Consider the following 13,202-nt stretch of genomic DNA (forward strand, 5'->3'; position numbering starts at 1 on the left):
CGGTCTTTTTGTGGTAAAGAAACGTCCGATTGGAACAGGAGGCGTCCATGAAAGAAACGAAAAGCAGTTACTACCGGAAGTTGTTTGAAGCAATGCACTTCAAGCCCTGTCCCGTGCCGGAGGGTTTTCCTGCAGAGGGTGAATGCTGGCAGTTGACAGGCGATGGCGGCGGCGGATACTACTGGGTTTACGAAGCGGGAGACCGCTATAACATCAAAATCCACGACTTCTGGTTTCGGGAGGACACGGTGACGAACATGTCTATCCCGGAATGCCTGAGTGTGACCTGGTATGAATCTATCTCCGGGGAGGAGCTTCAGCCCTACCGGAAGCTGAACTGCCATATGGTCAAGAGCTTTCTCGGGGGATATCATCCCTATCGCGCCCTCATTCACCGGGGCGTGCCTATCCGCTCCATCGGCATCGAATACCGCCCGGCCTATTATGAGGCCTATTTAAAGGAACAGTTCGGCGATCTCTACCAGAGTCCTGCCGACGCCTTTCGGAGCCTGGACGAGACAGCTGACTTTCCTGAAATGTCCCGGCTGCTGCGGGAACTGTGGCGATATCAGGGGCGGGGCCTGCCCGCTACACTTTATTATGATGCCAAGGCAGCAGAGGCGCTCTCTCTGGTCTTCGAACGGCACCGGAAGCTAAATGAACGCAGGAAAGTGCCTGTTGCAGAGTCGGATCAGGTTATGCTCCAGAGTCTCTCAGCTTACATCGGCGACCATTATGCCGATTCTCTCTCCATAGAGATGCTGGCAAAGATCGCCTGTATGGGTACAACCAAGCTCAAACGCTGTTTCAAAATTTACTTTGACTGCACTGTGGCCGACTACATCCAGCGGGTGCGCATTGACCAGGCGGAGCATCTGTTGGCCTATACCGACCTGCCGGTTGGAGAGGTGGCAAAAGCGGTGGGCTATACCGCCGCAGGGCATTTCGCCGAGCTGTTCCGTAGTGCCAAGGGCATATTGCCCCTGGAATTCCGAAAAGCCATGTGGGAGCGACAAGGATAAAAGTTGCATATCTCGAAAGATTTACCGTTTCAATCGCACCAACTGCACAGTCAAAGCCTTTGTTGCCGGACTTGGTGCCCGCCCTTTCAATTGCCTGCTCAATATTTTCGGTTGTTAACACGCCAGACATTATCGGAACATCACTGTTCAGGGATACATGGAAATCAGGACCAACTTGTCTCAGATTGATAACCTTCGATGTCCGTTTCTTTCATTTTTTATTGTATCTTGGCATTCCTTTTTTCCGGATATATGAAAACCTTCAATCGTAGTTCTATCTTACGAGTGGAGGATTTTTCTTTCAATGTCCGTAGAATTATAGATAATAGGAGGTAATGACATGAGTATAAAAATTCTTACCAATAAGGCGGTTGCGGAGAGTCTTAACATCAAATATATCGATGCAGAGACCTTGTTAAAATAGGACTTAGTCAGTCCAATGCGGAATGAATCCGTTTAGTATTGTAGTAGGTTTCAATGTATTTAAAGATATCCAAGGGGGCTTGTTCAGGATTGCTATAATCAGCATCCTGAACAAGCCCCTTTTTAATGTCCGACAAGAAGATTCCATCACAGCGTTGTCATAAGGATTTCCATTCCGACTTATACTTTGGTTGCAACCATATCGAAGAGTAAAGCCGCTGCCCCACTATTACAGACTGCTTTCCGGAATAGCTCGCTAAACGTCAAAAACAGCCGCAAGCCATATCGAATTTTTATGCTTATATATAAGGATCAGCTGCGGGGCCACAGACTGACCTCCAGCACAAAGGAACTGCTGCTGACGGACAATTGCAGCCAGCTCTCATTTTTTTGACTGGCGATACCTAACAATGAAAAAGATACCTTTTCATGTTTTGACACTGCTACGTATCACTGTTTTGACTTTGCCGCTGAACCGTTTGGCTGATGAATTCGGCAGCTTTGGAAACTGCGATATCCTCTTTAAGCTTTGAGCCTTCCCGGTTTGCAAAAAACTTTTTGAGCTGTTCCGTCGTCATCAGGTACATGGCGCTCAGCCTCCGGATTTCTGCATCATATTCCTCGCCGGTTGCTTCCAGCCCCTCCGACCGGGCAATGGCCAGCAGCGTCAGCCGGGAGCGCAGTTGTTTTTTTGCGTCTGCGGCAAATTCCGCAAGCATTGTTTTCTCATCGGAGCCGCATTCTTGATAATACTCCTTCAGTGATTTCTGATCCGTTTCCAAACGCCGTTCAAATTCCCGTGCCATATTTACTGCCCGCTCTAAAATCATGGTTTCCGGGATTTCAATAGTACTTTGGTCAGCAATACGGTTAATCAGGGCGGACTGCAGTAAATACCGGCGTGTGGGACCCTGCTCGCTCTCCGGAATATCGCGAACGGCTTCGTCGGCCTTTTTTCGGTCTCCCTCCGTCAGGAGAACGGATCGGTAATCGCACAGCTTGGCCTCGGGGCGGATTCTGACCCGTGCGGAAAACATAAAATCCCTGCCCGGTTCGTTTTGTTCTATGGTTATCACGGGGGAGTAATAGATTTCCTCCGGATATTCGGAAGCAGCCTTGCAGTAAGCCTCCGAAACAATTTTGTCGACAACTGGCTTGGTAAAGACTGCCCTGCCCAAATAAGCCTCCGCCATTTTTCGTTCCGCCTTGCCTTTTCGTACTCCGGGCATTTCGTACTTGTCCTTATTTACCCGGTATGCGGTTTCCAGCCTTGTGTCAAATTCTGCGGACGGAACGATAAAACGGAAACGGACATTATTGTGGTCTGTCTGCTCCACCGTATATTTTGTCATTTCAATAGCCTCCGGGAAATCATCAGATTTTGTTGTGGCAGAAGTCAACGACAGGCTTTGCGATTTCGAACAGCGCTTCCATATCAAGCACTTGGATATCACCTGTCTCTAAGCGTTCCATGATGCCATCCTCTTCGAAGCGGGCCAGCAGGTTGTACAGGTTTCGCCGGCTGATTTTCAGATATTCGCAGATATAATAGATGCTGTGAATCCGGCAGATGCCGTCCTTTGTCTTGTCAATGACATAAAATGCGAATTGCTGGCGCTGCGTGAACAGACCTCTCATCAACTCTTTTTTATACATGTCGTATAAGCGGGCGCTGGTCTTCATGTAGAAGTGGCGGCTGAACTCCTGTGTGTTCAGCAGGCCGCGGAACATTTCCGCGGGAATTCGGATCAGGGTGCTGGAAAGCATGGCAACACAGTCGCAATAAAAGTTCTGACCGTAGAAATTACTTAAATGTCCGACATAATTGTCTTCGCAGACGATATCTACCAGCAGCTTTTTCCCATTCTGGGCAGTCGCTTCCACTTTCACGCTGCCACTGACCAAATACCAGACATCTTCGTCATTCCAGACTACACGGGTGATGTACTTATTCCGACTGAATTTATATAGTTTACACAGCTCGGGATAACTTTTAATGAACGGATAAATTGTCGTATCCTCAAGTTTCATATCCCTACCCCTACTTCGCCTTTGAGCCAGTCTGGCCCGGTACGTGTTGACGGTCAATGTCCTTTCACCTGCTCTGTCTATTCACGGGAAGACGCTCCTGGGGCCGTCCCGATTAAATAGCTATCGCAAACACAAAAGACACCTGATTTTTTAAATCTTCCATCACAAAGGATACAACCGATTCCTTTCAAAAAAAATTAGGCCGTAGTTGTAATTTGTACTTACAACAGGCCCAAATATGCGACTGAAGTCTTAGAAAATCGTGGTTATAGGCAGTAGTCCGGATATTGATTAAAAAGGGGAAACATCCCCGTAATGACCGTTTGTGGTGAGCCGTCACCGCGTGTAAGTAGGCCTAAAGGCTGCTGTCTCCCTTTACGGTACAACAGCCTTTTCAGCCACCGGATGGCTTCGCCTGATTTTTTCAAACCAGTTCCTTTGCGCGGCCTATCCTCTTTCTTATTTTTTTGTTTTCCGTGCCGCGTATTGCCTTTCGGCTTGCTCAAGGGATTCCCAGCCCTGAAAGCGCAGCTGGTTACGTCTGGCCTCTGTGGTCAGATTACGTCCCTCCGCTTTGCAGCAAAGAACAAAATCATGGTAGAGTACCTCTGTTTTGTCCGAATAGGTGGACAGTTCCCCGCGCATATAGGTTTCCACCGAAATATCGTCCGGGGTGTCCTGCGAGGAGTATACCGGGCGTCCCTGCCCGCCGATGAAGGGATAACGGTTTGCAAATTCCTTGGCCCACGCGGCCTGAACCGCTATGGTTTCCTCCATCCGGCAAATTTTATCCACCGGGAATATGGGAAGGACATGTTCTACCTTTTCAAATTCCTCCGGGAGCGCAAACATCATCATCCATGCGTACTTCTCAAAGAGCAGATTTCGACCGGTTCTTTCCGCATCCTTCAAGTCGTCAAGATAACTTCCCAGAATCTGATCCGGCCAGATTAGAAACTGGCTTGCGCGCATCAGCCTGAAAGCGTCAAAATGATCCTGACACCATGCCCTGCCTCCGGTGTTGTTCACCTTATCGAGCATCGCATATTCCTTCTGAACGATATTTTCTATAGCTTCTTTCATGGTTACCCCTATTATGTTATGCAATGGTTTTCCCCTCGTCGGAGACTTCTTCGCCCTTGATCTTAAGCGGCATGGTGAATGCCAGGAACATGGAGATGAGGTAAGCGACCAGGCAGAAGATCAGAGCGGGGATATAGGAGCCGAAATGATCCTTGAACCACGCGCCCATAAAGGTTCCAAAGGAGGGACCGATCCCCATGACGACCAGAGTCGCCAGACCCCAGATGCGTCCGAGAGTCGCGCCGCCGAAAATGGAACCGGCGTAACCTGCGCATCCGCCGGGTTCAATGCCCCAGTAGATGGCGAGGAGAACCATAGAGATCAAGCACATAGTCAGGTTCTTTGTGAGAAGCAGGGCAACGCCGGCAGCGCCGCAGGCCGGTCCGACGACGAGCATGAGTTTGCGGGCCTTCCGTTCGTTGCCGAAGGACTTGACAAGGTTGTCAGACAGCTTGCCGGTCAATGGCATAGCGAAAATACCGGCAATGCCGATAATCAGATAGATGTTGGAAGCCTGGTCGAGGTTCATGCCCATGTCCGTCTGGAAAAAGCTGACGACCTGGGACCATACAAGGAATTCGCCGGCCATAGCGGTCAGAAAGCAGAGAATGGTTGCCCAGATGGCGTAGGTCTTAAACGCCTCGCCAACCGTCCAGACTTTCTTCCTGGCGGGTGCAGGGCCCTTGTCCTTGACAGATTCCAGACCAAAGGCCTCTACGCCATATTTGTCTGGGGTCTGTTTGGCGATCACAGAGGCGACGATGAGGAAAACAGCCATAATAACGGACAGGATCTTCATGCCTGCGCGCCAGCCCATGCTGACGAGAACGCTCTTCAGAACCAGTGTGAGCAGAAGCTGCGCCATAGGAGCGCCCATGAAAGCAAGGCCCCACATGGTGCCGTAACGGGCGCCGACATACCATTTTCTGCAGGAAACAGTGGAGGAGACCCACAGCATCCCGGTGCCGACACCGGCAAACAGACCGTAAGTAAACAGGTAAATGTAGAATCCGGCCGGTGTGGCTACGTTGACGAGAGAAGTCAGGAAGAAGCCGAGAAAACAGCAGACGGCGCCGATGGCGTAGGTCGGTCTGCAGCCCTTCTTGTCGACAAGGGACCCGCTGAAGAAAGCTGTGATGGCGTAAACGGTCATCATTAAGCAGTAGCCAAGAGAAACCTGGATGGTGGTCCAGCCGGTGTCGGCGATAATCATTTTCTGCATAATCGAAAAGCTGGAACGGTAACCAAACAGACAGAAAACGGCCAGCCAGGCGGAAATAACGGTCATAAGACCATAAGTTTTGGCTTGCTTCTCGGAGATAGGTGCCATTGATTTTTCCTCCAATTTAACAACGTTTTTATTTTTACTTTGCAATATAAGGAGAATTTGCGTCTCTAAGACGCAAAAGGAATCAAACGGATTTTAAAGTTGTTTTGCGTTTTATTTCGCTGTTTTCTTTTGGGTACGGGCACGCTATGAGTCATGCCCGCACCGGCAGATACAGGATCGGGTCTGTCTTTAACGGGCTAAAACGGGGTGTCTTCACCGATATAGCATGCAATATCGTTTTGCAGATAGAGCTCCTGCAGCTCTTTCATACGCTCATCGGTCATATCGCCGTGGTCGGCATATTCATAAGGCGTGCCGAGCTGTTCCCACTTCGTGCCTCCCATGCGATGGAATTTGAGAAGATTGATCTCATAGAGATTATTCTCGTTCATGAAATCGATGACCTTCAGTGCATTTTCCGTGCTGTCGTTGTAGCCGTGAATCGTGGGCTGACGGAGCACCAGCCTGCCTTCCCAGCGGGACTGCGCAAGAGCGGAGATATTGGAGAGGATCGGCTCGTTGCTGACGCCGGTTCCCCACCTGTGCTTCTCGTCGTCCATGTTTTTTACATCGATAAATGCGAAATTAACGTACCGCATGATGCTGAGAAAGATCTCCTGTTTCGCAAAGCCGCAGGTCTCTATCGCCGTGTGCATCTGCAGCTCATGGCACCGTTTGAGCACTTCGAGCAGATATTCGTGCTGCAGAAGCGGCTCACCGCCGCTGAACGTCACGCCGCCGTCAGACCCCCAGTTGGCAAAATCGCGCAGGAGGATATGTATCAGATCTTCAACGGTCAAAAAACGCACACACTGCTTGAGGCTGTTGGCCGCACAGGATTTAGAACATTCAATTGTTTCACATTCATTGCAGATGACCCAGTTCAGGGAGGGCTTTCCGGCTTCATCAAATTTGATGGAGCCGGCCGGACATGCATTTTCACACGCCCGGCAGCCCTGATCCCATTTGCAGGACCGCTCTGAAAACATAAGATGCTTCTTACGCCCCCAGCTTTCCGGATTGGCGCACCATCTGCACCGCAGCGGGCATCCAACGAAGAACACATTCGTCCTGCAGCCCGGACCATCATGAACGGAGTAACTCTGAATGTCAAAGATCATACCGGTTAGATCATCCATTGAGTTGCTTCCCTTTCCTGTTTTTTATTTCTGCAGATAATGCTCGCAGCAGAAAGCACCGTTCTGCGCGTAGGTCCAGTTCTCCTTTTCAAAGCCGGAGCAGGTGCCGATGCCGTATTTATCCGGCTCGGAAAATTTTTTGCAGTTGGCGCAATGGAAGCCTTCCCTGAATTGGGGACAGGCGTCGCTGCCTTCGCCGTCAAGGGGAACGATCCCCTTGGTGAGGGCGCACATTCCCTTTTCGCAGTCAAGGTTCAGAAAATTAGCGCAGTCATTATGTTTCATAATTTTACCTCCATTAATTTACTTGCAGTTCAAACTGTTCGGAGCTGACCCGGCCGCCCGAATCAGGCGTCATATTCGGTTCTGTAGATAACCTCGTCCTGAATCGGCTTGCCGATCTCGCACCAGTACTGCGTGAAGCCGGCGACGCGGACCATCAGATCACGGTAATCATCGGGCTTCTGCTGCGCGGTGCGGAGCGTCTGGGAAGAAGTGATGTTGAACTGGACATGGAATCCGCCCTTGCGCATATAGGCGCGGATGACGTCAAGCAGCTTCTTGGTACCGTTAATGCCCTTGACGGCGGTCGGATGAATCTTGACGTTCATCTGGGAGTTCTGGCACATCGCGTGGTCGTAGCAGGTGGCGGACTCAAACACGGCGTAGATACCGTTCTTGTCGGTGGTGGGAGCGGGGGACATGGAGCCATCGGCGTAAGTGGTACCGGCGAGACGGCCGTCGGAAGTGGCAAGGGTGATAGCGCCCTGCGGGCCGTGGGTGGAAACGGAAATCTGGCACATATAGTACTGCTTGCCGTAATAGGAACGCAGTCTGAGCATTTCGGGCAGCATGCGCTCCTCGTAATCCTTCAGGATGCTGTCGGCGTAAGGATCGGCGTTGCCGTACTTGGGAGCATTGACGCAATCATAAAAGATCTGCTCATACTTGGAAGCATTCTCGGTGGCCTCGCGGCGGTCGGGAGAGAATACACCCGTCTCAAAAGCAGTCTTGAAGCCGAAATTGTTCATCAGGGCATCGGTCATCTCTTCGAGGGTGTACTTCTTGTCGTCGTACACGTTCTTTTTCAGAGAGGCCATGGAGTTGACGAAATTGATGGTGCCGCAGGACTCGAAGTTGATGGAGCCGTTGTAGCGGGCACCGCAGTCACCGATGTGCTGGCCCTTCTTGAAGCAGTCAGCCTTCAGCAGGGACTGGATAACAGGCGGATTGATCTTTCTCCAGACGTCCATCTGGATGTTGTTGATCTTGTTGGAAACATCGAGAAGCTCGCGCATCCAGGCCATCCAGACTTCCCAGACTTCCTCGAAGGTTTCAAGCTTTTTGTTGTGGGGTTCGAACACCTTGATGCCGGTACGCTTGTCAACACCGTTGGTGAGGACGAGCTCAAGCAGCTTGGGCAGGCCAGTGAAGTGGATACCGGTGCCGGCTGTAGGAGCGGCGCCGCCGGGAATCATCCAAACCCTTCCGTCGTAATCCAGCGGCTGGAAGCAGCCGGGGGAGGACTCAAGGCAGCCGCCGAGGCACCACGCGCGGGCGTCGTAAATGTTCATGCCCTCATCGTGATACTGGCGGAGCATATAGTTCATGCCGCCCTGATTGTTCATCCATGCGGGATAGCCCATGCCGAGCTTGCAGCAGCGGGCGCACTTCATGAGGAAATCCTCGGGCGTTTTCTCATCGTACAGAACGGACAGCGTGGGCTGCGAGGTTCTGGCTCTCATACCGGCTTCGACAATCAGATACTCCAGCGGAGTAACGGCAGTCAGGCCGTCATAGCCCAGGCCGCCCACGGACAGGTTGTTGAAGGTGTTTCCGGACAGAACACCGCCGGTGACGCCGGAGGAGGCGAAGCACTCGATGGAGGTGATCTTGATACGATACAGCTCAAGCAGTTCGACAACTTCTTCCTCGGTAGTGGTGCCGTCGGCAAGATCCTTCGCGTAGAAGGGCTGCAGAACCTGACCCAGACGGCCGATGGACTGACCGGACTGCGGGTCTTCGTTCACAACGCCGAGGTGGCACAGGAAGGTCGTCTGCAGGGCTTCACGGAAGGAAGCGGGCTTCTTGTGAGCGACGTTGTGCATGACGGCGGCGATCTCTTCATATTCCTTTTTCTGGATGGGATCACTCTCAAGGCCGGCCAGATAGGAAGCACGCTTGGCGTAGTTATCGGCCCACTGGGACATGCCCTTGGTGATTTCCTTCATGGCTGTATAGTAGTAACCGCGGCTCATACCGAGAATGCCGTCGTCACCGGCTTCCCCGAGCGTTTCAGCGATCTTCTCGTCGCACAGCTCGATGATGCGGTCGAAGCCATACTGCAAAGGCAGATAATAATTGATGACCTCGCGGCCCTGAGGGATCGCCCAGGAGTCGAACATGATCAGAACGCTGTCTCTGTAGGCTTGCCATTTGCTATATTCCGGGACGAGCTTGGAGTAGCGGTCGCTGACGGACTCGACAGAGCCGTTGTCCCAGTACTTGGAAACTTTCACCAGGCAGGGGATTTCCTCTTTGCGCATACCGAACTTCTTGGCGATGGAGACAACGTTCCCATAGTTCTGGGTGACGTTTCCGCCGCCGGCGCCGACTATGGAAACAGCATCGGCAGCAGCTTCCGGGGGAGCGTCGACCTCGTTCATAAGGGCTTCGGCAGCAGCATTGAAGAAGGAAGCGTCTACCCAGGGGAACGGGAAAGCGCCGCGCCAGTTCTTGGTCTTGTTCATAACGAGCTTCTCCCCCGGCCAAATGGTGGGCGTGTGGCGGGAAAGCGCCGCGCTGTAGGCCTTCGCCCGACGGATGACGGGAACGTCGCCTTCATTTTCCCACCAAAAGCGGTTGTACCAATACGGAATCTCCATGTCGATGGTGTTCTTCATAAGGTAGTAAATGTTGATCAGCTTCGTAAAGCGCTCGGTCGGTTCGGGGACATCCGCCTCGGTGAAATTATCAACCGGTGTGACATCCAGACCGCGTCTCTTCAGAATTTCCTGAACCCTTGATTCATTTTCCATTATGATCCTCCTTAATATTCTTTGTGGGCTCCAAATATGCACCCAAATCATAACACGTGCTTTGCAACCCGATTAGTAAAAAGTGCACATTATCTCATGCTGAAAAATAAATAATTTGAACAATGTGTGCAAAGTGTACACATTGTGAAATTTGCTGCCAAAATTACGGCGTCGATTTTTTGGCTTATTGCACAAGATGCCCGGTTTCGCCAAACTTTTGTCAATTTATAGTATTTTTATGCTGTTTCTCAGTTGATTTTGTCACTTTTGCAAGATATAATGATAGCTGAAATAAAAATGACCTTGACAGATTGATCGGGGAGGCTCCTATGAAAGCCGAAACTCAAATGAGATGCAGAGAATGGATTTCTCTTTTCGGGAAAAACAAGCTGCAATTGCTGCAGGACAGCTGCGCGACTTTGTTTAATATCAGCTTAGGGTTTGTATCCCTTGACGGCGAGCCTATTACTGTCTGGTCAAATTCGCTGCTGGTCTGCGAGAAAATCGAATCGGGGAATACGGAGAGCTGCATGCGAGAACGGCAGCGTATTTTAAAATATGTCTGCGAAAAACATAAATCCGTCAAAAGTACATGTTATATGGGGATCGTTAATTTTGCCTGTCCCGTCCTCTATTGCGGGGAATTGGTAGCCGTATGCCTCGGCGGCGGAATAGCGGTGGATGACGGACCCGGCAGGGAACAGAGCATGTTGCGGGATATTCCCAAAATTGCAAAGGAAAAGCTGGATGAAATTATCAATCTGATAGACTGTGTCGTCAATATTTTAAGCCCGATAGAGAATGTCGAGGAAAAAGAGAACGGCGGCCAGCAGGAGAAGAGCCCGGCAAATGATCTGCTGCTTTTGAAAAATAAGCTGACGATGAGGGAACTGGAGGTCGTCAGGCTTATTAATTACGGGCTGTCCAACAAAGAAATCTCCATGAAACTCAACATCAGCGAAAAGACAGTGAAGACGCATATGTCGAACATATTGAGAAAGCTGAAATTAAAGGACAGGCTGGAAGTGATCCTTTACTGTAAAAATTGTATTAGCTGAATTGGATGAAAAAAATGTCTATTTACAAAAAAATGCTGATCTTTTCTTCGGTCATCATCATCGTCCCAATGGGGATCATCCTCTTTTTATCAAATACCATATTGGACAACCAGATCAATCAGTCGGCCGAAGAATACCTGAAAGAAGCTTTTGTTATTGCCAACAACCTCCTGTCAAGCCGGATGGAGGAAATGGGCAGGCTGTCCGCCAATATTACCGAATCCGCAGGTTTTGACAGAGAACTGCAAAACAGAGATTCAGAAAGCATATACAGCTTCCTGAATAACACCTGTAAGGTTTATTCGTATATAGACTTTTACGAGCTGTATGATGCGGACAAGAACCTGATCATAGGCCAGCCCTCTATTCAGAACGCCGGTACGGAAAGGCTGGACCAGCTGCTTAAGAAAGCGGAGAAAAGCCAGAATGCAGTGACCTCCGTTGAATCGTTTGACCTTGAAGATTTATTCGGCCGGGGAACTGCCGATTACCTGAAGTTCAGGGTGTATGTCAACGATCAGCATGAATATCTGAAGAAATGCCTTGCTGCCGTAAGCGTACATGCGATTCGCAACCGCGAAGGAAACGGAATTTCCGGATATCTTGTTCTGGGAGCCGTTTTGAATAACAACAGCTATTTGCCGATGGCCTATTCCAACAGCGTTCCAAATTCCTACCTTGCGCTTTCGACCGAAGGGATACGGATCGCATCCAATATCACCAGCCCGGAGAGCGAAAACTATACAGGCAGCCCCATGCCCGTCTCCGTCACTACGCTGGAAGGAACGAACAATGTGTATTTCGGGAGAAAGGATTTCGGGGGAGAAGTTCATATCTATCTGGACAGGATGATTACCAATGTCGATGGCGAAGATGTTGGAACGATCGGCGTGGGAATACCCGAACAGAAGTTTAAGCTGATTTCAAATACCCAGAAGAGGATCAATCTTTTTGTCCCTCTTTTCTTTTTGGTCATCATTTTGTTTCTGCTTCGGTATGTAGCGGAAAAAATTGCGCGCCCGATCATCAAGGCCACCGGTCTTGCAAATCAGATTTCACAGGGCAACACCGATGTGCAGATAGATATCAGTACGCTGACCGACAGCAACGACGAGAGCATTATATTGCTGAGGTCGCTTAAAATGATGGCGGATACGCTTAGAAAAAACAAGGCGGATATTTTAGAGTATTTAAAAGATCTGGAAAACGGTCGGGAAGAACAGCAGCTCCTGTCTCAGCAACTGATCGCCCTGAACGAAACTCTTGAAAAAAAGGTTGAAATGCGGACGCAGGATCTGCGCGAGGCAATAGAAGGGCTGAAAAGATCCGGACAGTATAAATCCCAGTTCCTGGCCAATATGAGCCACGAGCTGCGCACGCCGCTCAGCTCCATCATCAGTTATTCGGAGCTTCTGAAGGCCGAGCTCTTCGGTCCGCTGAACGATAAGCAAAAAAGATATACCGACAATATTCTGGAAAGCAGCGAACAGCTTCAGCAGCTGATCAACAGCATTCTGGACACCGCCAAAATAGACGCCGGCAAAATGACGCTCGCCGTCGGGAATTGTACGCTGTCGGAGGTGATCGGGGAAAGCCTGTCGATCGTGGAAATCTTAGCGTACAAAAAAAACATTACCATTGAGAACAGCATGCTTGGGGAGGATCTCATTGTTCGGATCGATTCCCGAAAAACCAAACAGGCGCTTTGCAACATCCTCTCGAACGCGATCAAATTCACTCCCGGGGGAGGTCAGATCAGGATTACTTCCGCACAGGTCGAAAGTTCTGTCCGTATTGTGATCGAGGATAACGGCATCGGCATCAAAAAAGAAGATCAGGAGCGTGTTTTCAGTGAATTTGAACAGGCCGACAATTCCTATGAGCGCAAATATGAAGGCACGGGCCTGGGATTGCCTCTGGCAAAAAAATTTGTGGAAATGCAGGGCGGGACGATTTATTTAGTCAGTGAGATTAATAAGGGCACGAAGGTTGCTATTACCTTGCCAATCAATATCAATCGGGGAAAAGCGGACGACCCGGATATCCTTTGATGTACGCTTTTTGTTTAGTAAGATTTA

The 13,202-nt window shown here is 50.2% G+C and carries 10 protein-coding genes and 2 pseudogenes; 3 read left to right on the plus strand and 9 right to left on the minus strand.

Going from position 1 to position 13,202, the window contains the following annotated elements; genetic code table 11:
- Nucleotides 1–47 precede the first annotated feature (47 nt).
- The gene (locus LY85_RS12550) at nucleotides 48–1,022 is read left to right on the plus strand and encodes an AraC family transcriptional regulator (protein WP_141826919.1); all 975 of its coding nucleotides are present in this window, start codon (nucleotides 48–50) and stop codon (nucleotides 1,020–1,022) included.
- A 10-nt stretch (nucleotides 1,023–1,032) separates the two neighbouring features.
- Here the strand turns inward: LY85_RS12550 and LY85_RS12555 are convergent.
- The 9 genes and pseudogenes from LY85_RS12555 to hpdB all read right to left on the minus strand — a co-directional run.
- Nucleotides 1,033–1,179: pseudogene (locus LY85_RS12555) on the minus strand (6,7-dimethyl-8-ribityllumazine synthase); the annotation flags it as partial.
- Between the two features lie 274 nt (nucleotides 1,180–1,453).
- Nucleotides 1,454–1,632 (minus strand): annotated as a pseudogene (locus LY85_RS12560) (integrase core domain-containing protein); the annotation flags it as partial.
- A 256-nt stretch (nucleotides 1,633–1,888) separates the two neighbouring features.
- Complete coding sequence (locus tag LY85_RS12565; RefSeq protein ID WP_141826920.1) at nucleotides 1,889–2,797, minus strand: trigger factor; 909 nt, start codon at nucleotides 2,795–2,797, stop codon at nucleotides 1,889–1,891.
- A gap of 22 nt (nucleotides 2,798–2,819) precedes the next feature.
- Nucleotides 2,820–3,476 (minus strand): Crp/Fnr family transcriptional regulator, encoded by a 657-nt coding sequence (locus LY85_RS12570; protein ID WP_141826921.1) that lies wholly within the window; start codon nucleotides 3,474–3,476, stop codon nucleotides 2,820–2,822.
- A gap of 459 nt (nucleotides 3,477–3,935) precedes the next feature.
- Nucleotides 3,936–4,559, minus strand: coding sequence for a DUF4125 family protein (locus LY85_RS12575; protein ID WP_141826922.1), 624 nt, complete (start codon nucleotides 4,557–4,559; stop codon nucleotides 3,936–3,938).
- A gap of 16 nt (nucleotides 4,560–4,575) precedes the next feature.
- A complete protein-coding gene (locus LY85_RS12580; protein ID WP_141826923.1) occupies nucleotides 4,576–5,889 on the minus strand; it encodes an MFS transporter in 1,314 nt (437 codons plus the stop codon).
- 197 nt (nucleotides 5,890–6,086) lie between these two features.
- Nucleotides 6,087–7,028 carry a 4-hydroxyphenylacetate decarboxylase activase gene (gene hpdA, locus LY85_RS12585; protein ID WP_141826924.1) on the minus strand — a complete coding sequence of 314 codons (942 nt, stop codon included), beginning with the start codon at nucleotides 7,026–7,028 and terminating at the stop codon, nucleotides 6,087–6,089.
- 24 nt (nucleotides 7,029–7,052) lie between these two features.
- A complete protein-coding gene (gene hpdC / locus LY85_RS12590; RefSeq protein ID WP_141826925.1) occupies nucleotides 7,053–7,313 on the minus strand; it encodes a 4-hydroxyphenylacetate decarboxylase small subunit in 261 nt (86 codons plus the stop codon).
- A 62-nt stretch (nucleotides 7,314–7,375) separates the two neighbouring features.
- Nucleotides 7,376–10,066: a 4-hydroxyphenylacetate decarboxylase large subunit gene (gene hpdB / locus LY85_RS12595; RefSeq protein WP_185741209.1), complete on the minus strand. Its 2,691-nt coding sequence runs from the start codon at nucleotides 10,064–10,066 to the stop codon at nucleotides 7,376–7,378.
- A gap of 329 nt (nucleotides 10,067–10,395) precedes the next feature.
- On the opposite strand from hpdB, the gene LY85_RS12600 reads away from it, so the two are divergent.
- Together LY85_RS12600 and LY85_RS12605 are read left to right on the plus strand one after the other, a co-directional pair.
- Entirely contained in the window at nucleotides 10,396–11,124 is a 729-nt protein-coding gene (locus LY85_RS12600) for a LuxR C-terminal-related transcriptional regulator (RefSeq protein ID WP_243122547.1), read from the plus strand.
- 14 nt (nucleotides 11,125–11,138) lie between these two features.
- On the plus strand, nucleotides 11,139–13,175 hold the full coding sequence (locus LY85_RS12605; RefSeq protein ID WP_141826926.1) for an ATP-binding protein: 2,037 nt from the start codon (nucleotides 11,139–11,141) through the stop codon (nucleotides 13,173–13,175).
- The last annotated feature ends 27 nt before the right edge of the window (nucleotides 13,176–13,202 follow it).

This window comes from Clostridium sp. KNHs216 (assembly GCF_006714885.1).
Classification (GTDB): domain Bacteria; phylum Bacillota; class Clostridia; order Oscillospirales; family Acutalibacteraceae; genus Caproiciproducens.